Consider the following 20,187-nt stretch of genomic DNA (forward strand, 5'->3'; position numbering starts at 1 on the left):
CAATTGAAGTCCGATTTGGTGAACTGGAAGAACGAAACGTCGTTGCATTCAGCTATATCTCTCCTGAGACGCGGGTTAGGTTGGGCAAGCTACACTCGGCCGATAGCTGAACGTCCGCCAGGAGATCAGCTGGTCGTCGTTCTCGGCCTCGAAGCTGCAATGGAACTCCTGACGGATCTTGCCCTCCGACATCCCTGCCCGGCGCTCGGCCTCGATCCGCTCCGGCGTGATGGGACCCGTGTCGTCGATCGTCAACCGGCTGCAATGCCAACCCTCATCCCCAAGCGCGTTGATGTAGGTCCCGCAGGCATGATTGCGGCCGCGTGGTGTGAAGGCAAGGAGTGCCCAGCCGTCATTCTCGACGAGGATCGGTCGGATGTAATCCCGGGAGTCCGGATGGGCGAGAGACCATTCGGAGAAGACGACGCCCACGGGGTTTGAGCCAACCCCGCTGTTGTAATTGTGCGATCCGGCCATCTGCCAGATCGACCCGTTGACAGTCTCGATCAGCATCTCCTGCGCGCTCGTGCGCCGTTGAACGGCCGACGGCAGCACCTGGTCGATGATCCGACGCCCCTTGTGGTCGACGCCGTTCCAGATCGTCCGCCGTGCCTGGGCCTGCTCGGGGACGAGATGCCATGCCGCCGGCATGCTTCGCCCGGACAATGAGGTTCTTCAACTGGTTATAGACCCGCTCACCCGCATCGAGCATCTCGCGCAGGTGGCGCGAGATGCTCGATGCAGAGCGAGTGGATCGAACCGTCGACCGAGACCTCCGCCATCTGGCTGAAACCTGCATTCGTGAATGCCCGTCTGTTGCCGTTCACCAAGAACGTGAGGTCGCCCATGCTGTCGGCGTCGATGGTGCGTCGCAGCTCCGGGATGATCGGGATGTCCAGCCGGATCTGAAAGAGCCGCGGGGCATTGGTCCGAGATGTGACAATGACGCGCGCAAAGTGACCACTCGGCCGCCCGCATAGCGGTGCGGCGCCCCGCACCGGAGATGCGGGGGGATCATCTGAAACGCGGCGTGGCCTATTTCAGCTTGATCGCAAAGTGCTTGCGCACCGGTTCCTCGATGGTCCAGGTGCCCATGAAGGTCGGCTCGACCACGAAAGCGTCGCCTGGTGTCAGCGTGACCGGGGTACCGCAATCGGGTGTGATGGTGATGCGGCCCTCGATCAGGTGAACGAACTCGTAGAATTGATAGCTCGCGTGCCAAGTCCCGGTGGTGGCTTCCCATGTGCCGGAGATCATGCTGCCATCGAGCGAAGTGTGCTGCACCCAGTAGCGCATTGTCGGATTGCCCTCGGTCTTGATCCAACCCTCCAGATCGGTGGTGATGGGCTCCGGGCCCGGCGCAGGGAAGCGGAAAACCGTATCGCTCATATCAATCCTCATGCGGCGTATCGTTGATCATAGCACTTGGTAGGCGGCACCCGCGCGCAGCGCAAGCAAGATGATCTGAACGCGCGCGATCACCAAGGGGACTGGCGAGCAGTCGCGAAATCAGTCAAAGACCGAAGCGCGCAGAATGCAAAGTCAGGGACGAGAATGAGTATGGAGATCCGGAAGGCCAGAGCATCGGATGCCCCGCATCTGGTACGCTTCATCAACGTGGCGGCCGACGACCTGCCGCTGTATTTCTGGCAAAAGACGGTCGGCCCGGAGGGTGACCCCTGGGCGCACGGTCAGGAACGTGCCGCCCGCGTGACGGGGAACTTTTCCTACACCAACGCGTGGTTGGCCGACCTCGACGGTGAAGTCGCCGCCTGCCTGCTTGGCTATGCCGCCGAAGACGAACCCGGCACGATCGACCCGGACACACCGCCGATCTTCGTACCGCTTCTGGAGCTTGAAGCGCTGGCGCCAGGATCGTGGTATCTGAACGTTCTGGCCACCTACGAAGACTATCGCGGCAAGGGTTTGGGCAGCGCGTTGCTGGGGCATGCTGAATCAATCGCGGTCGCCGCCGGTCACGATACCATCAGTTTAATCGCCGAGGACACGCATCTTGACGCGCTCCGCCTCTACGCGTCCAAGGGCTACCGGCAGGTCGCCCGTCGTCCGGTCATCAAAGGTGATTGGAATGTCGATGCAACCGATTGGATCTTGTTAACGAAGACCGTCCGGACCACCTGATCCCCGCACCAATGGTCAATGCTGCATCTGCCCGACGCGTCAAAGAGTGTTCTGTCGAATATCATCACCGACCGATGCTGTGATGCCGACCGGTTTCCGGAGGTGTTGAAGGACAAGGGCAAAAAAACCGGGCATCCGGGGCCGAAAGGCGATGAGAATAATGCAGAATGTATGGATGCGCGATCTGGCGAACGTCGGTAGTCACGAATTTATTGAAAAACCTTGGAGGCGGGTACCGGAATCGAACCGGTCTTCACGGATTTGCAATCCGCTGCGTAACCTCTCCGCCAACCCGCCGGTCCGAGGCCTGCGTTGTCTAGCGTGGGTAGCAGGCAGCGTCAACGGGCTGCGAAGGGGGTGTTCCGTTTCTTTCCCGGATCGCCTATATGAGGCGATCTTGATCCGCAGGACCCCGCCGATGTCTGACGCCCAACCGACCGCCCCCGTCACGCAGGATGTCGTGACCATTCCCCGCAAGTTGCCTGAAAGCGGGCGGGTGAACCTTGTCGGGCTGACGCGCGACCAGTTGCGCGATGCGCTGATCGCGGCGGGGACGCCGGAAAAGCAGGCCAAGATGCGGGTCGGGCAAGTCTGGCAGTGGATCTATCACTGGGGTGTGCGCGACTTTGCCGCCATGACCAATCTCGCCAAGGATTACCGGTCGATGCTGGCCGAAAGGTTCGAGATCGCGTTGCCAGAAATCGTCACTCGTCAGGTCTCGGCTGACGGCACCCGCAAATACCTTCTGCGCATCGCCGGCGGGCATGAGGTGGAAACCGTCTATATCCCGGAGGAGAACCGGGGAACCCTTTGTATTTCCTCTCAGGTCGGTTGCACGCTGACCTGCTCATTCTGTCATACGGGCACCCAGAAACTGGTCCGCAACCTGACGGCGGCGGAGATTGTCGGGCAGGTCATGCTCGCCCGCGATGATCTGGGCGAATGGCCCGAACAAGGCGCGCCTAAGAACGAGACGCGGCTGGTGTCGAATGTCGTCCTGATGGGCATGGGCGAGCCCCTTTATAATTTCGACAATGTCCGCGACGCAATGAAGGTGGTGATGGATGGCGAGGGGCTGACCCTTTCGCGCCGCCGCATCACGCTGTCGACCTCCGGCGTCGTGCCCGAGATCGCCAAAACCGCCGAGGAAATCGGCTGCCTTCTAGCGGTCAGCTTCCATGCCACGACGGACGAGATCCGCGACCGGCTGGTGCCGATCAACAAGCGCTGGAACATCGAGGCGCTTCTGGCTGCCTTGCGCGACTATCCGCGCCTGTCCAATTCCGAACGCATCACCTTCGAATATGTGATGCTGAAAGGCGTCAACGACAGCGACGAGGATGCGAAACGGCTGGTGAAGCTGATCCGTGGTATCCCTGCCAAGATCAACCTCATCCCCTTCAACGAATGGCCTGGCAGCCCCTATCAGCGCTCGGACTGGGAGCGGATCGAGGCCTTCGCCGACATCATCTACAAGGCCGGCTACGCCTCGCCCATCCGCACCCCGCGGGGCGAGGATATCATGGCGGCCTGCGGTCAGCTTAAATCCGCCACCGAACGCGCCCGCAAAAGCCGGGCCGAGATCGCCGCAGAGGCAGGCCTGCGGGGCGCCTGAGCCGGCGACTGCTTTCGGCATGTACGGCGGCCAGCGCCATTCCGTCGCTGGTATCAAAAATCGACACAGTCAACGCCGCGGAGCCAATTTGTCGGAGCGATGCCGCGCGCATCCGAGCGCACCTTGCCTAGCAGAAGCACACCGGTCTACGCTGCGGACCTTGGGGACGGTGCCGACTTACCGTCTGTACGTGAAGACGCAAAAGTGATTGTCATCGGGTCGTCCGCCCCTGATCGGGACAGAGAATGAACAGATTCCCGCGCGCTCTACGAGTTCCTGTGCTTGCCGGAGGCACGGCGTCAGCGGCCTTTCTTCTCCTGGCCTGCATGCTGATAATCGGGGCACTCGCCGCCGTCTACGGACGCGGCATCAGTCATTCGGCTGTTTTCGTCACTGACTCCTTTGTATTTTTCGACGGAATTCACCGGATCGCCAATGGTCAGACGCCGAATGCCGATTTCTGGTCTCCGGTCGGTCCGCTGCCATACCTCTTTCCTTATTTCGGCTATCTCATCACGGGCACCTATGCCGGTGCCGTCGAGATGGGATCGCTGCTGATTGTGACGCCCACAATGGCCGCTGCCTCCGTGCTCCTGTGGAAGCGAACGCCCCCCATGATGGCGCTTCTTGTACTTGGCACGATTGCCGCAGTGATGGTTGTGCCCCTGGTGCCCGGCATGGATGCCGACCAGGTGTCGCACGCGATGCATTACAATCGCTGGGGCTGGGGGATACTTCTGTCTTTGCTCACAATCGGCTTGCCCGCGCGGAACGGTGCGGTGTGGGGATGCGTCGTCGTAGTTCTTGCGGGCGGTCTCTTGGCCGCGTTGTTCCTGATAAAGATCACTTACTTCCTCGTGGGTTCGGCCTATCTTCTTCTCTTGCTGTTTTATCCTGACCAGCGGCGGTGGCTTGCCCTGGGCTCCCTGATCACGGCTGCGGGAATGCTCGCACTGGCCACGGTTATCTATCCCGAGATGGTCTTCGGCTACATTGCCTCGATTCAGGAAGCCCTCCACGCAGGCAAAGCCGTCCGCGGCCCGTATCTGAGCATCGCGTTCAACGTGCGGGACACGCTTTTGCTGTTGGCCCTCGCGACCTATACGGTTCTCCTTCGCCCCGAAATCGATTGGCGCGATCTGGTGCTTGTTTTCTTTATCGTCGTCACCGGCATCGCCATCATCGACCAGAACTATCAGTTCAAGTTTATCGTTACATTTCCCGCCGCATTCGCGCTTCTGGTTGCCAATGCCCGGACCGGAAGCGATGCGCCAGCCAGGAGCGCCTCGGTCATCATCGCCTGCGCCGCGATAGCTCTTATTCCCTTTGCGCTGGATTGGAGCCGTGTGACGCTCTTGCACATCCGCGCGCCGCAAGGGAACGTCCCCGGGCTGACAGATCCGAAATTTGCAGAATTCTATATCTATGAGAACAAACCGCCGACGCCTACCGTTCCGCCAATCACTGAACCTGTGGATGTCGGCGCGCTGGTGGACGGAAAAGTGCCGATTACACATGTTCGGAAAACGGATTTCCCGTCAGTACTCGAAGACGGGGTGCGACTTCTGAAATCGGCCGGGGCGGATCGGTCCGAAATCACGACACTCGATTTTCTGAACACCATGCCACTGATGGTGGACGCGCCGCGTACCGCCAAGGGTTATTCCTGGCTGCATCTCGGGCGCAATGTCGGCGAAGACACGCTTCCCGACGGTGCCACGATGTTCAAGGGTATCGCCTACATCATGGTCCCGCTGAGGTCGCCGGAACATCCGAGCGTCATCAAACTGCTTGAGATTTACGGGGATTACCTGAAGGCGCATGCCGAAGTGGTCGACCACTCGGCCTCATGGGTCCTTCTGCGCCACAAACCCGCCGGGTGATACCGAACGCCCCGCAGTCCCCGCGAAGTTGCAGCCGGTCGCTATTGCCATTGATGCAGTAGAACATCGACCGCCATGCACCCGTCCCCGGTTACGAAAAGCGGGTTGATCTCAACCTCTGCAATCTTGTCCGAACCGGCCTCAACGGAGGCAGAAAAATCGGCGATCACTTGTGCAAGACGGGGGATGTCCACCGGCCTTGATCCACGATAACCGCCAAGCAGGCGGGCGGCCCGCAATCGGCGAAGTGCTACCTCAATCTCACCGGCACCTGCGGGCAGAAGCAGCGTCGTGCTGTCGCCGACGAGTTCAGTCAGGATGCCGCCGGAGCCGAGCGTCAGGGCCATGCCGAATTGCGGATCCGAACGGATCGAGAGGATCAGTTCAGCAACGGGCTTTTGCACCATGGCCTCAACTAGGAACCAGTCTGTCACAGCCTCCGGGTCATATGCTTTGACCGCTTGCCGCATCGCATCAAGCGCCGCCTGCACGGCGACCGCATCCGTCAGGCCCACGGCGACCGCGCCTGCCTCGGTCTTGTGGGCAAGGCGCGGCCCGATCATCTTCAGCACCACCGGAAAGCCGAGTTTTTCTGCCGCTGCCACCACCTCATTGCCGCTGACCAGATGCCCCTCTGGTACCGGCAGTCCCATTTCGCGAAGATGTGCCTTACCTGCGGCTTCATCAATCATGCGCAGGGCGCTGGAGGGTCGTGCGGGTAACAGCGGTGCAGGTTTCGCCTCGGCAATCCGTCTGCGCATCGCGCTCCAGCGTGTGGCGGCGCGGATCGCGTTTAGCGTCTCGTCGATCCCCTGCATCGGGGCGACACCCGCCGCGATCAGCATCTCGCGGGTCTCGGCGTCAATGTTTTCCGGTAGCGTGGCGCAGATCGCGGCAGGGATTCCGTGACCTCGGGCGGCCTCGGTGAACGCCTTTGCGTCATTGAGATAGTAGACCTTGGATTCGTCCAGCCCCTCAGCCGGGTAGTCCTGTACCAGCAGGGTTGCGTCGGCCTCGGCAAGACCCATGGCTCGGTCAAAAACGGGGCCGGTGGTGGCAGGCTGGCCCCAGATCGGGGTCGTGTAGTCCAAGGGGTTCGAAACCGTGGCGATGGGCGGCAATAGAGCCGCCAGTTCGGCGCGGGCCGCCTGATCGAAGGCGGGAAAGTTCAGACCGATCGTCTCGGCATGGTCGGCAAGCATCGTCGCCCCGCCGCCCGAACAGGTGAATCCTGCCACCCGGTTACCCTTGGGAGCGCCTGCGACGCAAAGGAATTTCAAGGTTTCGAGGAGCTCCGAGGGGTTCTTGACCCGGATCACGCCGCACCGGTCAAAAAGCGCATTGTGCAGGTCATCCGCACCTGAAAGCGAACCGGTATGGCTGACGGTCAGGCTCGCCCCGATCTTCGACGATCCGGTTTTAAGCGCCACGACCGGCACGCCCCGGTCCAGCGCCTTGAGACAGGCGGTCTCGAAGGCGCGGACATCGCGCAGCCCCTCGATATGGATGCCGATGGCACGGACGGCGGGGTGGTCGGCGAGGTGATCGACGAAATCCTCGATGGTCAGAACCGACTGGTTGCCGCCCGAAATCATATGCGTGAACGGCAGCGAGCGTTGGGCCATCGTGATGTCCGACGATAGCATCCCTGACTGGGTGATGATCGCCGCACCCCAGCCGGGGCAACTGCCGCCATGGGCAAAGGGCCAGAGTGCCGCGCGGTCGAGATAGTTGATCATGCCGTAGCAATTGGGCCCGATCAGCGCCATCTGCCCCGTGGCCTCGATCAACTGCCGCTCAAGCTCTGCCCCTCCGGCGCCAGCCTCGCGGAACCCGGCGGTGTAGCAGACGACGCCTCCCGCACCCATCGTCGCAAGCTCCCGCACCGTCTCCACAGCGGCGGTCGCGGGCACGGCGAGGAAGACGGCGTCGGGTGCTTCAGGCAGGTCGACAAGGCGGCGGCGGCAGGGATAACCGCCCAGCGCGTCGCGTTTCGGGTTCACCGCCCAGATATCGCCCTGATAGCCGCGCCGCTCGGCTTCCTTGATCGCGACCTCGGCGTCGCGCCCGCCGACAAAGGCGATGTGGCGCGGGTTCAGAAGGCGGTTCAGATTGGCGCGGCGGTCCGGCGTCATGCCCCAAGCGGCCTCAGGATGGAGCGGGTGATGATATGGCGCTGAATCTCGGACGTGCCGTCCCAGATGCGCTCGATCCGTGCATCGCGCCAGAGCCGTTGCACCGGCATCTCCTCCACAAGACCCATGCCGCCATAGATCTGCACGGTGTCGTCGGCGACCCGGTTCAGCATTTCCGAGCAATAGACCTTGACCATCGCCGCATCCTCATCGCGCATGATGCCCTGATCGGCGCGGCGCACGGTGTCGGCGACCAGAAGTTCGGCGGTGCGCAGCCCGATTGTCATATCGGCGAGGCGAAAGCCCGTGGCCTGAAACTGGCCGATTGGCTGGCCGAACTGCTTGCGGGTGGCGCACCAGTCGGTGGCAAGCGCGATCAGCCGTTCCGCCTTGCCGCAGCACGACGCCCCGATCCAGACCCGGCCCATGCCGAGCCATTTGCCCGCCAGTTCAAAGCCGCGCCCCTCTTCGCCCAGCACCTGACCAGGGCCGAGGCGGACATTGTCGAAGATCAGCTCATAGGTCTTGTAGCCGCGATTGGAGACGCATCTGCTGCCCTCCCGGAAGGTAACACCGGGCATGTCGCGGTCGACAAGAAAGGCGGTCACACGTTTGCGCGGCCCGCGTTTGGTCTCATCCACCCCGGTCGCGGCGAAGACGATGGCGAAGTCGGCCATGGTCGGGGCCGAGATGAAATGCTTCATCCCGTCGAGAATCCAGTCGTCCCCATCCTTGCGTGCGCGGCTTTGCATACCCATCGCGTCCGATCCCGCACCGGGTTCGGTCAGCCCGAACAGCTCGCGCTTTTCGCCCGTCACGCAGGGCATGAGGTATTTGTCGATCTGCTCCCCTTCGCAGGCCAGCAAAAGCTCCGTCGGCCGCGCGATCCAGGAATGAAGCGCGTGGCTCGTGCGCCCGAATTCGCGCTCGATGATCGACATCTGGGTGTAGTTCAGCCCACCCCCGCCAACACGCTCGGGCAGGTTCGCGGCAAAAAGGCCCAGTTCCTTCGACTTCCGCTCAATCTCGCGGCCGATCTCTTCCGGCACCTCTCCGGTCTGATCGACAAGCTCCTCATGCAGGATCACTTCCTTGTCGAGAAAGGCGCGGACCGAGGCGCGCAGGAGTTCGTCCTCATGCGACAGGGCGACGTTCATCAGGTCTCTCCTGAGTTTCGGCTGCGGCGCGCGTTCAGCGCCTGAATGATGAAGAAGATGATGGTGATGGCGATCAGCACGACGGCGGCAGCGGCAACCGTCGGATCGGTGTTTTCGCGGATGCCGTTCCACATGCGGCGCGGCAGGGTGTAGACGTTGAATTTCGACAGGAACAACGTCACGACAATCTCATCCCATGACGCGATGAAGGCAAAGATCGCGCCGGCCAGCACGCCGGGACGGATGGATGGCAGGATCACCCGCCGCATCGTCGTCCAGTTCGACGCGCCGAGGTTGCGCGAGGCCTGTTCAAGGCGCGGATCGAAACCGGCGAGCGAGGCGGAGACGGTGATCAGGACAAGAGGGGCCGCAAGCACCGTATGGGCCAGGATCAGCCCGGCATAGGTGTCGATCAGGCCCAGTGGCACCATGAAGCGATAGAAGGCCATGGCCGAGATGATCGGCGGGACCACCAGCGGCAGCAACAGAAAGGCCCGCACCGCCTCGCCCCATTTCGACGAGACACGCCATAGACCGATGGCGCAGAGTGTGCCGAGCGCGGTCGCAAGCGCCGCCGAGGTCAGGCCGATGACAGCGCTCTGCCAGAAGCTCGACATCCATTCTTCGCTGCCGAAAAGCTTTTCGAAATGGCGCAGCGACAACTCGCCCTTTGGCATCGACAGGAACCGTTTCGGCGTCAGCGAGACGGGGATGGCGATCAGGGCGGGGGCCACGAGAAACAGTAAGAGAAGCCACGCCCAGTAGCGGTTCAGCGTTTCGGAAAAACTGCGCCTCATGCCTTGGCCCCCCCGAAGATGGTCGAAAGCTTCATGAAGCGCGACATGAGGAAGAGAAGCGCCAGCACACCGAAGAGCATCAGCGCCGCCAGCATCGCCGCCGTACCCCAGCGGAGCGTGACGAGGATCTGGACCGAGATGTATTCGGCCACCATCAGCACCTTGCCGCCACCTAGGATCGCGGGCGTGACGTAGAAGCCGAGTGAAAGAATGAAGACCAGAAGCGAGGCGGCGACGAGGCCGGGCCTGGTCAAGGGCAGGTAGACCCGCCAGAACGTCTGTTGCCCGGTGGCGCCGAGGCTGCGCGAGGCCGACAGCACCCGGCCGTCGATATTCTGCATCACGGCCAGAAGCGGCAGGACGGCATAGGGGATCATGTAATGCACCATGCCGATCAGCACGCCAAGCTCATTGCGCATGAATTCGATGGGCTCTGCGATGATGCCGATATTCACCAGCGTTTCGTTCACCAGCCCCTTGCGGCCGAGAAGCATGAGCCAGGAAAAGGTGCGGACAAGGACGGAAATCCAGAAGGAAACGAGCAGAAGGCTCAGCATCTGGTTGCGGCTGCCTTGGGCGACATGGACCATGGCATAGGCGATGGAATAGCCGAAGATGACTGAAAAGGCGGTGGTGATCACGCAGATGCGGATCGTTGTCCACAGGATGCCGACAAGGTTGTCCGACGTGACAAGTGCGGCATAGTTGCCAAGACCCGGTTCTGGGTCGGTCACGCTCAGCCACAGGATATTGACGATGGGACCAAGGAACAGCGCCACCACGAGCGCAAGGAACGGCAGGACAAGAAGCCAGCCGGTGCCGATGCGTCTGAGGGGGGAGCCGTTCATCCGTGAACCTTCGTCAGGAGAGGGAAAAGGGCCGGGCCCGAAGGCCCGTGCCAAGTCTCAGGACCGGCAGCGCGGGAGTGGCGCCGCCGGGTCGAGGATCACGAGATCGCGTCGAGGAAGGCGTTGACGGCATCGCCGCCGTTCTCGCCCCACCACGTCGGATCGTTGTAGACGATGTTGTCGATGTTCATCGCCGAGGTGATCGCATAGGGCTGCTGGTCCTCGGGGATCTGGGCGAAGGCCTCGGGGTTCGAGGGTGTCATGCCAAGGCAGTCGAGCAGCGTCAGCTGTGACGGCACGCCCTGCGCCGTCGCGATGAACTTCATCACAGCCTCGCGCCCTGCCGGGTTGCCCTTCGGCACGATATAGGCGCCGGGCATGGCAAGGGCCTCGTTCATCACCAGCTTGTAGCGGCCATCGGTGTCGTTCTCGATATTACGGCCCCGGTTCTGCCAGACCATGCCCATCGAGACCTCGCCATTGACGACCATCGAATGCGCCTCGGAGCCCGAACCCCAATAGAGGCTGTCATCCTTGATCGATTTGATCTTGGCCAGCGCCCGGTCCATGTCGAGCGGATAGAGCGCGTCCTTCGATACGCCATCCGCCAGAAGCGCGCCCTCAAGCGCCCCGTTGGCCCATTTGTAAAGCGACCGTTTGCCCGGGAACTTGGCCGTGTCGAAGAAATCCGCCCAGCTTTTCGGCGGGTTATCCCCATAAGCCTCGGTGTCATAAACGAAGGCGTAACCGTAAAGGATGATCGAAACGCCGTGCTCCAGCGCGTATTGCGGCAGGGTGCGGTCCTTCGAGACGATGTCGTAGTCGATGGGTTCCAGATGACCCGACGGCCCGAGCGCCACGGCGTCAAAGAGGTCGGCGTCACAGACGTCCGCCGTCACGTTGCCGCTGTCGACCATCTCCTTGATCTTGCCCTGCAAGGGGCCGGACGTGTCGAATTTCAGTGGCATGCCGGTTTCGGCGGTGAAAGGATCGCCGATGGCCGCGCCATGGCATTCCTCGGACTGGCCGCCCCAGTTCCACATGACGATCTCGTTCGCCGCCGCCTCGGCATCGCCCGCGATCACCGATTGGGTCGCGATCCCCGCCATGCCGCACAGGACAAGGAAGCTGCGCCGGTCCATCCGGCCTTCCTTGAACGCCTTGGCGCCTTCCGCGACTGTCTCGCGCATGAATTGCTTGTCGTGCATTCCAGGTCTCCTCCATGTTGGCCGGGCTTGCCGCCCGGTTATTTGCGGGGTCTGTTCCTCCCACCCCGCTATGGGTCTTCAGTCTCTTTCCAGCCTGACCGCCGCCGCGTCGGACCAGCTCAGATCCACCTCGGCGCCCGCGGCCAGGGGCGCGCCGCCGCGCCAGGCATCGGCATCGACTTCGATCTCATCCATGCCCGGCACGGTAACGTCGTATTTCAGAACCGAGCCGAAATAGGTCATCGCGCGAACCGTGCCCGACACCCGATTTGGCCCCTGTCCCGCGCCCTTCGGCGCGATGTCGATCTTTTCGGGGCGGAGCGCATAGAGCGCGCCGTCTTTGGTCAGAAAATTAGACTTGCCAAGGAAGCTGGCCGCGAAACGGGTGCGGGGCTTCTGGTAAAGTTCCTCCGGCGTGCCGACCTGTTCGATGCGGCCCTTTTGCATGATCACGATGCGATCGGACATCGACAGCGCCTCTTCCTGATCGTGGGTCACGTAGATGAAGGTCGTGCCGACGCGGCGGTGGATGTCCTTGAGCTGGTCCTGCACCTCGACGCGCAGCTTCTTGTCCAGCGCCCCAAGGGGTTCGTCCAGCAACAGAACCGGCGGCGCGAAGCAGAGCGCGCGGGCCAAAGCCACACGCTGCTGCTGGCCGCCGGAGAGTTGCCCCGGCAGGCGGTGGCCGAAGTCCTGAAGCTGGACGAGGTCCAGCATCTCATCGACGCGGGCTTCGATCTCGGCCTTGGGGCGTTTCCGCACGTCGAGAGGATAGGCGATGTTCTGGCGGACACTCATATGCGGGAACAAGGCGTAGCCCTGAAACACCATGCCGAAGTTGCGCTTTTCGGGGGGCATTCCGGCAATGCTCATACCGTCCAGCAGGATGTCGCCCTCGGTGATATCCAGAAAGCCTGCGATCATCATCAGAAGCGTGGTCTTGCCCGACCCGGACGGGCCCAGCAGCGTCAGGAACTCTCCCCGACGGATATCGAGATTGACGCTCTCAGCGGCGGTGAAGCTGCCGAACCGCTTGGTCAGCGCCTTAAGCCTGAGCCCCCCGGAGACGGCGCCGTCGATCATGCGTCGGCGCCTCGAAGCTTCAGCTTGTTGCGCGCCTCCTGCGGGGTCAGCACGCGGGCGCCCATCGCCTCGATGATCGTGCAAGCGCGTTCGACCAACTGGGCGTTGGTCGCCAGAACCCCTTTTGACAGGTAGATATTGTCCTCCAGCCCCACCCTGACATTGCCGCCCAGCGAGACAGCGGCCGCGACCATCGGCATCTGCATCCGGCTGATGCCGAAGCTCGCCCAGCTTGCCCCGGCGGGCAGTTGCGCCTTCATCGCCGCCATCGTCTCGACCGTCTGATCCGCCCCCCACGGGATACCAAGGCACAGCTGGAACATCGGCGGGGCGTCGATCAGCCCTTCATCCACCATCGCCTTGGCAAAGCGGATATGGCCGAGGTCAAAGACCTCCAGTTCCGGCTTCACGCCCCATTCCTTCGTCAGCGCGGCCATGCGGCGCAGGATCGGCGGGGTGGAGATATAGATCGTGTCGTCATTGCCGAAATTCAGTGTCCCGCAATCGAGCGAGCAGATCTCCGGCAGGCAATCCTTCACATGGGCCAGCCGCTCATCCGGCCCGATCATGTCGGTCCCCGGCCCGGGCATCGCCCAGTCGTCCTTTGATGGCACCCAGTCGCCGCCCATCCCGGCCGTCAGGTTGATGACGACATCGGTGCCGCTGTCGCGCACCCGGTCCACGACCTCGCGGAACAGCGCCGGATCGCGGGAGCCCTTGCCGGTTTCGGGGTCGCGGACATGGATATGGGCACAGGACGCCCCGGCTTTCGCGGCCTCGATCGCCTCGCGGGCGATGGCCTCTGGCGTCACCGGAACATGCGGGCTGATATGGGTCGTTGCCCCCGCCCCCGTCACCGCACAGGTGAGAACCACCTCGAAATTCATTCCGCGCCTCCCAGACTTTTCTCAATCCTTGGGCCCGGAATGGTCTTTTCCTGTCAGTAATTCGACTGATATGCATATGCCATGTCGAAAATTCGCACCTCACCCGACCCCGCCGCCGTGGCGCCCCCTCCCCGGGAACAAGCCGCACGGCATGTCGCATTCCTCGTCGTGCCGCGCTTTAACATGATGACGATGATGACCATGATCGAGGTGATGCGGATCGCGAATTACCTCTCGCCTGCGCCGCTCTATTCGTGGGAAGTGCTTTCCTTCGACGGAGAAGAGATCACCGCCTCGAACGGTTTCACGGTGGGCACGGCCGCGCCCGACGACCATATTCGCCGGGGCGAAACGCTTTTCGTCCTCGGTTCATGGAACGCCGAAAACTACAAGAACAGCCATACACTGGCCTGGATTCGCAGGCAGGCGCGGGGCGGCGTGCGGATGTGCTCGGTCGAGCTTGGCTGCTACCTACTGGCCCGTGCGGGCCTTCTGTCGGGCAAGCGGGCGACCACTCATTGGTCATGGATGTCGGGATTCGAGGAACAATTCGACGAAGTGACTGTGGCGGAACAGCTTTACACCATAGACGGTCAGATGATGACCTGTGCCGGGGGGCTTGCAGGCGTCGATCTGATGCTGCGGGTTGTCGGCGACGAACATGGCGAACGGCTGGCCGGAGAGATCGCCGACCAGATGCTCTATCACCCGATCCGGCCCGCCAATACCCCGCAACGGCGGACGATGGGGCGAGGGATGGAATCACTCGCCCCCATGGTGCGAGAGGCGATCACGTTGATCGAAAAAAACATCGGCGAACCCCTGACCGTGCCGCAGATCGCCGAAGAGCTTGGTGTGTCGCAGCGCCAGTTGGAGCGCCAGTTCAAGTCCAGCATCGGCTGCACCGTCGTCCAATTCGGTCTGCTGCTCCGGCTGCAGCACGCGCGTGTTCTGTTGATTTCCACCGCACTCTCGGTGCGCGAGATCGCGACGGCTTCTGGCTTCAATACCCTGTCGCATTTTGCCTATTCCTTCGGCAAATGCTTCGGCCGCAGGCCATCGGACTACCGCCAGGCCTGGCCCGAAAAGGATGCGACACCCAGCTGGCCGGGAACCTTGTCGAAATTTCTCGAGGCGCTGGAGCACCGCGGCAGTGCAAAGCCCATGCAGATTTTGCGTAAGACTGGCGGCTGATCCGGTCCGACCGCGGGTCAGTTCAACGACGGCCACCGAAACCGACGGTTCAATGCGACCGCTTTCTCCGGTCTTGGGATCGAATTTCATCGCTTAACCGGTTCTCGCTCCAGCCCTCGGACAGCGCCCGCCGCATCACGTCCTGCTGGCTTGGCGGCGCCATGCCGCCGACCGGCGCGTCGAGGTCGAGATTGGAGGGGAACGGATAGCCCTCGGCCGTCGCGGCCACGACATTGTCCGCCTCTCGCCCCGTCAATGCCCCGCCTTCGGCCAGCGCCTTCAGATGGGGATAGACCGCTTTGCTCAAGCGGCTGCGGTCGACGATCTCGATCGAGCGGCCATAGGCAGACCCGATCTGCATGAGATTGGCAAAACGTTGCACATCCGCCGTCCGGTTCTCGCCCGCCGCATGGAAAGTCGCCGGATTGAAGAAGACCATATCGCCTTTCTCCAGCGGCAGTTGCACATGGTTCGCCTCGAAATAGGCGCGGAAGTCCGGGCGATGAATGGCGATATAGCCCGGCAGGTAACTCTGTGAATAAGGGAGAAGCTTCGTCGGCCCGCTCTCCTGCGGCATGTCGCTATGCGCCACCGCCCCCTGAAGCGTCAACAACGCCGACAGCGCATGCTGCGAGGCTGGATAGTCGCGCAGGATCTCCTCAGTCTGGAACCCCATGTGATAGTCGCGGTGCGGCGTCTGCGCCTTGCCTCCGGGCCGGACGACATTGACTTGCGTGGTGATCTGGTAGCAGGGGCCAAGCCAGGCCTCGGCCACGCGCCGCACGGTCTCGTTCGCGTTGTAGCGCGCGAAAAGTGCGGGATCGCGAACCCCGAGCTTTTCGTGGGCGTTCCAAAGGCGGCTGTTCGCCCCGGCGGCGGCGAAGTGATCGCCCTTGCCGGGCTGGGCCGCCTCTTCCTCGGCGATGATGGCGCTCAGAATCTCCGTCACCTCGTCCAGCAGACCCGTATCGGAATACCCGCCCCGGATCGCGATGATGCCCGGCCCTGATGAGAACACGTGATTGAACTCGGCCATCACCATCCGTGCCCTGCCCTCGTCCGTGAAACCGCGCAACAGCGCCGCCCCGTCATAGATCGGTATGTTCTTCACCACCTCTGCGGCATTGGGATAATCTGCCGCCGGGGTTTCCCGCTCCACATGGGCCGCGAAATCCACGATGTCGCAATCGCCCGTGCCCAGCCAGACGCCCGCCCTGCCAGCTTTCCGATCCAGCATGCTCTCCTCCCGCTCGCATGTTTCCTTGCATCACCCTAGCAGTTTGGAGGATGCTTCCCGCGCATCGGAATCCATCAAAAACGCATCAAAATGGCCCATCGTTTTCTCGTGAAGGACATCGCGATTCAGGCCGGGCTCGGGACCGCCACAGTGGACCGGGTTCTGAACGGACGCGGCGGCGTGCGCCAGCAAACCGCCGACCGCATCCGCCATGCGATAAGCGAACTGGAGGCGCAGGCCGGGCAGCTTGCCGCATCCGGCGTCAAGCTGATCATCGACCTCGTAGTCGAGGCACCGCAAAGTTTCCGCGATGCGCTCGATGGCGCGCTGAAATCCGAACTGCCGCTGATGCGGCCCGCCGCCTTCCGGGTCCGAGCCGATACCCGCACCCATTTCCCCGAACCCGATCTGGAACGGGCCCTTGACCGCGCGGCGCGGTTGGGCAGCCACGGGGTAATCTTCATGGGCCCCGATACGGCACGGGTTCGCAGCGCGATCTCACGTCTGATCGCAAGGGGCGTGTCGGTCGTAACACTCGCGACCGACCTGCCCGACACGCCGCGCACCGCCTATGTCGGGCTCGACAACGCGCTCGCGGGCCGGACGGCGGCCTGGCTCATTCACCGCTGGCTGGGCGCTGCCCGAACGCCGCGCCTCTTGATCACCGTTCGCAACGACCGTTTCAGCGGAGAGGAGGCACGCGAGGCAGCCTTTCGCCAAGCGGTTGCCGCTCTGATGCCGGGCGCGCGGCTCGACAGCATCGTGGAAGGCCATGATACGGTTGAGTTTTCCCGGCGCATTACCGAGGCCGCGCATTCGGCGCCAATCGACGCGCTTTATTCCATCGGCGGCAACAACCACCTGCTTCTGCGCGCGATTGAGGCGGCGGGGCGGCCGCGACCGCATGTCATCGCGCATGATCTCGATGCCGACAACCGGTCCCTCCTCACCGAAGGGCTGATCGACATCGTCCTCTACCATGATATTGCCGGGGATATCCGCAATGCCTGCCGGGCGATCCTCTCCGCCCGCAGCCGGGGCGCGATGCCGGCACCGCCTGACGGGGCGGCACTTCTTCTGGCGCTTCCGCCGATGATGGGCTGAACACCCGCGAAGAAAAACGGCCCCGGTTTCCCGGGGCCGCGAAGGTCACTCTGCCGCGTCCATGTAGCTTTCGACCGGCGGGCAGATGCAGACGAGATGCCGGTCGCCATAGACGTTGTCGACCCGGCCCACGGGCGGCCAGTACTTGTCCACCCGGAACGATCCCGGCGGGAAGCAGCCCTGTTCGCGGCTATAGGGCCGGTCCCACTCCCCGATCAGCGCATTGACCGTATGGGGCGCGTGTTTCAGCGGGTTGTTCTCCGCATCGATCTCGCCCTTTTCAATGGCCGCGATCTCGTCCCGGATCGACAGCATCGCGGTGACGAACCGGTCAAGCTCGGCCTTGGTCTCCGATTCCGTCGGTTCCACCATCAGCGTGCCCGCCACCGGCCAGCTCATCGTCGGCGCGTGGAATCCGTTGTCGATCAGCCGCTTGGCGATGTCGTCGACGGTGACATGGGCACTGTCGGCATAGGGACGGGTGTCGAGGATGCATTCATGCGCGACCCGACCCTTGCCGCCCTTGAAGAGGATGTCATAGGCCCCTTCCAGCCGCTTGGCGATGTAGTTGGCGTTGAGTATCGCCACCTTCGTCGCCTGCGTCAGCCCCTTGCCGCCCATCATCAGGATATAGGCCCAGGAGATTGGCAGGATCGAGGCCGAGCCCCAGGGTGCCGCCGAAACCGGCCCTTCCTCGCCGCCCGTCACCGGATGGCCCGGCAGGTGCGGCGCCAGATGCGCCTTGACTCCGATCGGGCCCATGCCGGGACCACCGCCGCCATGCGGGATGCAGAAGGTCTTGTGGAGGTTGAGGTGGCTCACATCGCCGCCCAGATCGCCCGGCCGGACAAGGCCCACCATCGCGTTCATATTGGCGCCGTCGATATAGACCTGCCCGCCATGGTCATGGGTGATCTTGCAGACCTCGCGCACGGTTTCCTCAAAGACGCCGTGGGTCGAGGGATAGGTGATCATGCAGGCGGAAAGGTTCTCGCCCGCCGCCTCGGCCTTGGCGCGGAAATCCTCCACGTCGATATCGCCGTTCTCGGCCGACTTCACCACGACAACTTTCATCCCCGCCATCTGGGCCGAGGCCGGATTGGTGCCATGGGCCGAAACCGGGATCAGGCAGATATTACGGTGCGCCTCGCCCCTCGCCCGGTGATAGGCCTCGATGGTCAGCAGGCCCGCATATTCGCCCTGCGCGCCGGAATTCGGTTGCAGGCTCATCGCGTCATAGCCGGTGATCTCGCAGAGCTTGGCCGACAGGTCGTCGAACATCTCCTTGTAGCCCTCCGTCTGATCGGACGGCGCGAACGGGTGCATGTTCGCGAATTCGGGCCAGGTGATCGGCATCATCTCGGCCGCCGCATTCAGCTTCATCGTGCAGGAGCCAAGGGGGATCATCGCCCGGTCGAGCGCAAGGTCGCGGTCAGCGAGGCGGCGCATGTAGCGCATCATCTCCGTCTCCGCCCGGTTCATATGGAAGACCGGATGGGTCAGGTAGTCCGACGTGCGCACGAGGTCGTCGGGGATATTGAAGTGATGCGTCAGGTCATCGTCCTTCTGGTCGATCCCGAAGGCGCGCCATAGGCGTTCAATGGTCAGTCGCCGCGTTGTCTCGTCGATGGAGATGCCGACCTTGGTCGCGCCGATCTTGCGCAGGTTGATGCGTTCGTCCCGCGCGGCCTTCAGGATCGCGCCCTGCATCGCGCCGACCTCGACGGTGATCGTGTCGAAGTAATGCTTGGGCTCGATCTTGTAGCCCGCAGCCTCCAGCCCATGCGCCACGCGCACGGTCTTGCGGTGGATGCGCTGGCCGATGGCGCGCAGCCCTTCGGGCCCGTGATAGACGGCGTAGAACGACGCCATATTGGCCAGCAGCGCCTGCGCCGTACAGACATTCGACGTGGCCTTTTCGCGGCGGATATGCTGTTCCCGCGTCTGAAGGCTCAGACGATAGGCCTGACCGCCCTGCGCGTCGATGGACACACCAACGATCCGGCCCGGCATGTTGCGCTTGTGCGCGTCCTTGCAGGCCATGTAGGCCGCCGACGGCCCGCCAAAACCCATCGGCACGCCGAAACGCTGGGTGGAGCCGACGGCGATATCAGCGCCCATCGCGCCCGGCTCCTTCAGGAGCGTCAGCGCCATGATATCGGCGATGACGATGCCCAGCGCGCCCGCCTCATGCAGTTTCGCGATATGGGGGGTGAAATCGGTCAGATGGCCATAGGTGCCGGGGTACTGGAAGATCGCGCCAAAGACCTTGGCCGGGTCGATCTCCTCGGGGTTGCCGACAATGATCTCGATGCCGATGGGGGCCGCGCGGACCTTCATCACCTCGATATTCTGCGGATGGCAGTTCTCGTCGATAAAGAAGGCCGTGGCCTTCGATTTCGACGTGCGCTGCGCCATGGTCATGGCCTCCGCTGCCGCCGTCGCCTCATCCAGAAGCGAGGCATTGGCAATCTCCAGCCCCGTCATGTCGCAAACCATGGTCTGGAAGTTCAGAAGCGCCTCAAGCCGGCCTTGCGAAATCTCCGGCTGATAAGGCGTATAGGCCGTGTACCAGGCGGGGTTTTCAAGGATGTTGCGCTGGATCGCGGGCGGGCAGACGGTGCCGTAGAACCCCTGCCCGATCATCGAGGTGAAAACCTGGTTCTTCTTCGCGACCTGCCGCATGAACCACAAAAGCTCGCGTTCCGACTTGGCCTTGCCGAAATCCAGCGGCTTTTCCTGCCGCAGGCTTTTCGGGATCGTCTGGTCGATCAGTTCGTCGAGGTCCTTCACCCCCAGCACCTTGAACATCTCCTCCATCTCTGCCGGAGACGGGCCGATGTGGCGGCGGTTGGCGAAGTCGTAGGGCAGGTAGTCCGTGGGGGTGAAGGGCATCT

The 20,187-nt window shown here is 62.8% G+C and carries 17 protein-coding genes and 1 tRNA gene; 6 read left to right on the plus strand and 12 right to left on the minus strand.

Annotated features, from left to right (window positions below; translation table 11 throughout):
* Positions 1 to 75: 75 nt before the first annotated feature.
* Positions 76 to 666 (minus strand): hypothetical protein, encoded by a 591-nt coding sequence (locus QKW60_RS04100; protein WP_282366653.1) that lies wholly within the window; start codon positions 664 to 666, stop codon positions 76 to 78.
* Between the two features lie 72 nt (positions 667 to 738).
* Here QKW60_RS04100 and QKW60_RS04105 point away from each other — a divergent pair, with 72 nt between their 5' ends.
* Positions 739 to 909: a hypothetical protein gene (locus QKW60_RS04105; protein ID WP_282366654.1), complete on the plus strand. Its 171-nt coding sequence runs from the start codon at positions 739 to 741 to the stop codon at positions 907 to 909.
* A gap of 126 nt (positions 910 to 1,035) precedes the next feature.
* On the opposite strand, the gene QKW60_RS04110 is transcribed toward QKW60_RS04105, so the two are convergent.
* Positions 1,036 to 1,389, minus strand: a complete 354-nt coding sequence (locus QKW60_RS04110; protein ID WP_282366656.1) for a cupin domain-containing protein — start codon at positions 1,387 to 1,389, stop codon at positions 1,036 to 1,038.
* Positions 1,390 to 1,554: 165 nt separating this feature from the next.
* Between QKW60_RS04110 and QKW60_RS04115 the strand changes: the two genes are divergently transcribed.
* Positions 1,555 to 2,142: a GNAT family N-acetyltransferase gene (locus QKW60_RS04115; protein ID WP_282366657.1), complete on the plus strand. Its 588-nt coding sequence runs from the start codon at positions 1,555 to 1,557 to the stop codon at positions 2,140 to 2,142.
* A gap of 223 nt (positions 2,143 to 2,365) precedes the next feature.
* Here the strand turns inward: QKW60_RS04115 and QKW60_RS04120 are convergent.
* A tRNA-Cys gene (locus QKW60_RS04120) sits at positions 2,366 to 2,439 on the minus strand.
* Positions 2,440 to 2,560: 121 nt separating this feature from the next.
* On the opposite strand from QKW60_RS04120, the gene rlmN reads away from it, so the two are divergent.
* Together rlmN and QKW60_RS04130 are read left to right on the plus strand one after the other, a co-directional pair.
* On the plus strand, positions 2,561 to 3,757 hold the full coding sequence (rlmN, locus tag QKW60_RS04125) for a dual-specificity RNA methyltransferase RlmN (protein WP_282366659.1): 1,197 nt from the start codon (positions 2,561 to 2,563) through the stop codon (positions 3,755 to 3,757).
* A 245-nt stretch (positions 3,758 to 4,002) separates the two neighbouring features.
* A complete protein-coding gene (locus QKW60_RS04130) occupies positions 4,003 to 5,640 on the plus strand; it encodes a hypothetical protein (RefSeq protein ID WP_282366661.1) in 1,638 nt (545 codons plus the stop codon).
* Positions 5,641 to 5,681: 41 nt separating this feature from the next.
* Here QKW60_RS04130 and QKW60_RS04135 read toward each other — a convergent pair whose 3' ends face one another.
* The 7 genes from QKW60_RS04135 to QKW60_RS04165 form a co-directional block, all read right to left on the minus strand.
* Positions 5,682 to 7,775: an acetate--CoA ligase family protein gene (locus QKW60_RS04135; protein WP_282366663.1), complete on the minus strand. Its 2,094-nt coding sequence runs from the start codon at positions 7,773 to 7,775 to the stop codon at positions 5,682 to 5,684.
* Positions 7,772 to 8,932, minus strand: coding sequence for an acyl-CoA dehydrogenase family protein (locus tag QKW60_RS04140; protein ID WP_282366664.1), 1,161 nt, complete (start codon positions 8,930 to 8,932; stop codon positions 7,772 to 7,774). The genes QKW60_RS04135 and QKW60_RS04140 overlap by 4 nt, the downstream gene beginning before the upstream one ends.
* Entirely contained in the window at positions 8,932 to 9,729 is a 798-nt protein-coding gene (locus tag QKW60_RS04145; protein ID WP_282366665.1) for an ABC transporter permease, read from the minus strand. Before QKW60_RS04145 ends, QKW60_RS04140 begins: the two co-directional genes overlap by 1 nt.
* Positions 9,726 to 10,577: an ABC transporter permease gene (locus QKW60_RS04150; protein WP_282366666.1), complete on the minus strand. Its 852-nt coding sequence runs from the start codon at positions 10,575 to 10,577 to the stop codon at positions 9,726 to 9,728. The genes QKW60_RS04145 and QKW60_RS04150 overlap by 4 nt, the downstream gene beginning before the upstream one ends.
* A 98-nt stretch (positions 10,578 to 10,675) precedes the next feature.
* Positions 10,676 to 11,785 (minus strand): extracellular solute-binding protein, encoded by a 1,110-nt coding sequence (locus QKW60_RS04155; protein WP_282366668.1) that lies wholly within the window; start codon positions 11,783 to 11,785, stop codon positions 10,676 to 10,678.
* A 78-nt stretch (positions 11,786 to 11,863) separates the two neighbouring features.
* The gene (locus QKW60_RS04160; protein ID WP_282366670.1) at positions 11,864 to 12,868 is read right to left on the minus strand and encodes an ABC transporter ATP-binding protein; all 1,005 of its coding nucleotides are present in this window, start codon (positions 12,866 to 12,868) and stop codon (positions 11,864 to 11,866) included.
* Positions 12,865 to 13,755: a beta-keto acid cleavage family enzyme gene (locus QKW60_RS04165; RefSeq protein WP_282366672.1), complete on the minus strand. Its 891-nt coding sequence runs from the start codon at positions 13,753 to 13,755 to the stop codon at positions 12,865 to 12,867. Before QKW60_RS04165 ends, QKW60_RS04160 begins: the two co-directional genes overlap by 4 nt.
* 81 nt (positions 13,756 to 13,836) lie before the next feature.
* On the opposite strand from QKW60_RS04165, the gene QKW60_RS04170 reads away from it, so the two are divergent.
* Entirely contained in the window at positions 13,837 to 14,949 is a 1,113-nt protein-coding gene (locus QKW60_RS04170) for a GlxA family transcriptional regulator (protein WP_282366674.1), read from the plus strand.
* Positions 14,950 to 14,998: 49 nt separating this feature from the next.
* On the opposite strand, the gene QKW60_RS04175 is transcribed toward QKW60_RS04170, so the two are convergent.
* Entirely contained in the window at positions 14,999 to 16,186 is a 1,188-nt protein-coding gene (locus QKW60_RS04175; protein ID WP_282366675.1) for a phytanoyl-CoA dioxygenase family protein, read from the minus strand.
* Positions 16,187 to 16,276: 90 nt separating this feature from the next.
* Between QKW60_RS04175 and QKW60_RS04180 the strand changes: the two genes are divergently transcribed.
* On the plus strand, positions 16,277 to 17,290 hold the full coding sequence (locus tag QKW60_RS04180; RefSeq protein WP_282366677.1) for a LacI family DNA-binding transcriptional regulator: 1,014 nt from the start codon (positions 16,277 to 16,279) through the stop codon (positions 17,288 to 17,290).
* A 45-nt stretch (positions 17,291 to 17,335) separates the two neighbouring features.
* Here QKW60_RS04180 and gcvP read toward each other — a convergent pair whose 3' ends face one another.
* Positions 17,336 to 20,185 carry an aminomethyl-transferring glycine dehydrogenase gene (gene gcvP, locus QKW60_RS04185; RefSeq protein ID WP_282366679.1) on the minus strand — a complete coding sequence of 950 codons (2,850 nt, stop codon included), beginning with the start codon at positions 20,183 to 20,185 and terminating at the stop codon, positions 17,336 to 17,338.
* Positions 20,186 to 20,187 lie beyond the last annotated feature (2 nt).

Origin of the sequence: Albidovulum aestuarii (assembly GCF_029961185.1) — a bacterium.
Taxonomy (GTDB): domain Bacteria; phylum Pseudomonadota; class Alphaproteobacteria; order Rhodobacterales; family Rhodobacteraceae; genus Albidovulum; species Albidovulum aestuarii.

Excerpts from the sequence above, each read along its gene's own strand:
- QKW60_RS04105 (WP_282366654.1), top strand. The coding sequence starts at position 739 with ATGCAGAGCGAGTGGATCGAACCGTCGACCGAGACCTCCGCCATCTGG.
- QKW60_RS04110 (WP_282366656.1), bottom strand. The coding sequence starts at position 1,389 with ATGAGCGATACGGTTTTCCGCTTCCCTGCGCCGGGCCCGGAGCCCATC.
- QKW60_RS04115 (WP_282366657.1), top strand. The coding sequence starts at position 1,555 with ATGAGTATGGAGATCCGGAAGGCCAGAGCATCGGATGCCCCGCATCTG.
- rlmN (WP_282366659.1), top strand. The coding sequence starts at position 2,561 with ATGTCTGACGCCCAACCGACCGCCCCCGTCACGCAGGATGTCGTGACC.
- QKW60_RS04130 (WP_282366661.1), top strand. The coding sequence starts at position 4,003 with ATGAACAGATTCCCGCGCGCTCTACGAGTTCCTGTGCTTGCCGGAGGC.
- QKW60_RS04135 (WP_282366663.1), bottom strand. The coding sequence starts at position 7,775 with ATGACGCCGGACCGCCGCGCCAATCTGAACCGCCTTCTGAACCCGCGC.
- QKW60_RS04140 (WP_282366664.1), bottom strand. The coding sequence starts at position 8,932 with ATGAACGTCGCCCTGTCGCATGAGGACGAACTCCTGCGCGCCTCGGTC.
- QKW60_RS04145 (WP_282366665.1), bottom strand. The coding sequence starts at position 9,729 with ATGAGGCGCAGTTTTTCCGAAACGCTGAACCGCTACTGGGCGTGGCTT.
- QKW60_RS04150 (WP_282366666.1), bottom strand. The coding sequence starts at position 10,577 with ATGAACGGCTCCCCCCTCAGACGCATCGGCACCGGCTGGCTTCTTGTC.
- QKW60_RS04155 (WP_282366668.1), bottom strand. The coding sequence starts at position 11,785 with ATGCACGACAAGCAATTCATGCGCGAGACAGTCGCGGAAGGCGCCAAG.
- QKW60_RS04160 (WP_282366670.1), bottom strand. The coding sequence starts at position 12,868 with ATGATCGACGGCGCCGTCTCCGGGGGGCTCAGGCTTAAGGCGCTGACC.
- QKW60_RS04165 (WP_282366672.1), bottom strand. The coding sequence starts at position 13,755 with ATGAATTTCGAGGTGGTTCTCACCTGTGCGGTGACGGGGGCGGGGGCA.
- QKW60_RS04170 (WP_282366674.1), top strand. The coding sequence starts at position 13,837 with ATGTCGAAAATTCGCACCTCACCCGACCCCGCCGCCGTGGCGCCCCCT.
- QKW60_RS04175 (WP_282366675.1), bottom strand. The coding sequence starts at position 16,186 with ATGCTGGATCGGAAAGCTGGCAGGGCGGGCGTCTGGCTGGGCACGGGC.
- QKW60_RS04180 (WP_282366677.1), top strand. The coding sequence starts at position 16,277 with ATGGCCCATCGTTTTCTCGTGAAGGACATCGCGATTCAGGCCGGGCTC.
- gcvP (WP_282366679.1), bottom strand. The coding sequence starts at position 20,185 with ATGCCCTTCACCCCCACGGACTACCTGCCCTACGACTTCGCCAACCGC.